The sequence below is a fragment of the Desulfovibrio cuneatus DSM 11391 genome, from assembly GCF_000430005.1.
In the GTDB taxonomy this organism is placed as follows: Bacteria; Desulfobacterota; Desulfovibrionia; order Desulfovibrionales; family Desulfovibrionaceae; genus Frigididesulfovibrio; species Frigididesulfovibrio cuneatus.
The window spans coordinates 1-1,506 of record NZ_AUCY01000075.1 but is presented as its reverse complement, the minus strand read 5'-3'; the positions used below and the strand labels follow the sequence as shown (position 1 = coordinate 1,506).

General features: G+C 55.8%; 2 protein-coding genes. Both read left to right on the top strand.

Going from position 1 to position 1,506, the window contains the following annotated elements; all coding sequences use genetic code 11:
- Nucleotides 1–269 precede the first annotated feature (269 nt).
- Nucleotides 270–761, top strand: coding sequence for a YchJ family protein (locus G497_RS0112525; RefSeq protein ID WP_027188391.1), 492 nt, complete (start codon nucleotides 270–272; stop codon nucleotides 759–761).
- An 18-nt stretch (nucleotides 762–779) separates the two neighbouring features.
- Nucleotides 780–1,118, top strand: coding sequence for a hypothetical protein (locus G497_RS18150; RefSeq protein ID WP_051258111.1), 339 nt, complete (start codon nucleotides 780–782; stop codon nucleotides 1,116–1,118).
- Nucleotides 1,119–1,506: the final 388 nt, after the last annotated feature.

Genomic DNA, 1,506 nt, shown 5'->3' with positions numbered 1-1,506 from the left:
CCGAGGCCCAGGACGGGCCGAGTCAACTCTCTTGTTCTGTGCCCATTCCCTAAAGCCGACGGCAGTCGCGAGCATAGCGAGCCGTGAAGCGATAAGGCGGGGCGCAGGTGGCTCTGCCGCCGAAGCATAAAGCCCGCCGCAAGAGCGAAAAAAGCGAAGCAACGCCGCCAAACGGAATAAATCAGCGTTTCTCATTTTGTATTTTTTACTTGCCACAGTGCCATGCATCTGGCACAGACAACCCATACCGTTTTGTTCTGGAGGAATATATGTCTGAACAAGCCTGCTTTTGCGGCTCGGGAAAACTCTTTCATGAATGCTGTGGCCCCATTATTAATGGCACAGCTTCTGCCCGTACCCCTGAAGAATTGATGCGCGCCCGCTTTAGCGCGCACTGCCAACGTAATTATGACTTTCTTGTCACTTCCACCCACCCTGCCCACCGCGAAGACATGACCGCCGAAGGCATTGGTGAATGGGCCCAGCATGTGCAGTGGACCGGCCTTGAAGTACACAGCGCTACCCCAGGGGAAACCCCTGGCGAAGGCTTTGTTTCCTTCACTGCCCATTACTCTGTGCGCGACATTCCGCAAGAACTGCGGGAAGATGCCGTGTTCCAGCAACTGGACGGCCAGTGGTACTATGTGGATGGCAAAGTGCAAGGGGAAGAACCCTACGTGCGCAGCAGCCCCAAAGTGGGCCGCAACGACCCCTGCCCCTGTGGCAGCGGTAAAAAATCCAAGAAGTGCTGCGGGCAATAACCCCGCAAGGACAACAGCATGAGCAAAGGGGAAAAGGCCATACGGCGGTTTTGCCGTACCTGCCAGGGGGAATCCAGCGCAGCAGTGCAGTCTTGCCCAGACACGCACTGCGCCCTGCACCCCGTGCGCCTGTGTACCCTTGCTCCCCTGCCGCCGGAAAGTAGGCCCTTGCGGGCCATTCGCTGCTACTGCATGGTGTGCGCCGGGGGGCGCGATGCAGTGCGCCAATGCACGGCTAAAGAGTCATGCGACCTGTGGTCGTACCGGTTCGGCGTGCTGCCTGCTACGTTTAAAAAAGTGGTTTCCCGCTTGCGTAAAAAAAGGGAAACCATTTTGTTGCCAGGGATGTTGCAATAATTTTTTTGAGAGAGATACGAAGAGTGGATCCCCGCCTGCGCGGGGGTTTCTTTTTTTAGGGTGGCAACAAGTAGAATCGTGCGGCGTGCCGCCGCGTCCTACTTCTTTTCTTATTTAGTTTGCCGCTCCGCTTGGGTTAGGGAGCCCTTGTGCGGCCCCCTAACAACCCCACACGCATAAGACAGCCTAACATGCTTAAAATACTGGATTCCTGCCTGCGCAGGAATGACAGTGTCTGGGGTCGAAGGTGTAGCCTTGCCAAAGGTGAGGAGAGATACAGCAACAATAACAAGATGCTGCCCACGCCTTACAGCACAATAGAAAATAGTTGGCACCGTCGCCCCTGCGCAGGCAGGGGGCCAGTATTGTGTCTTTTGCTTTTACTCAT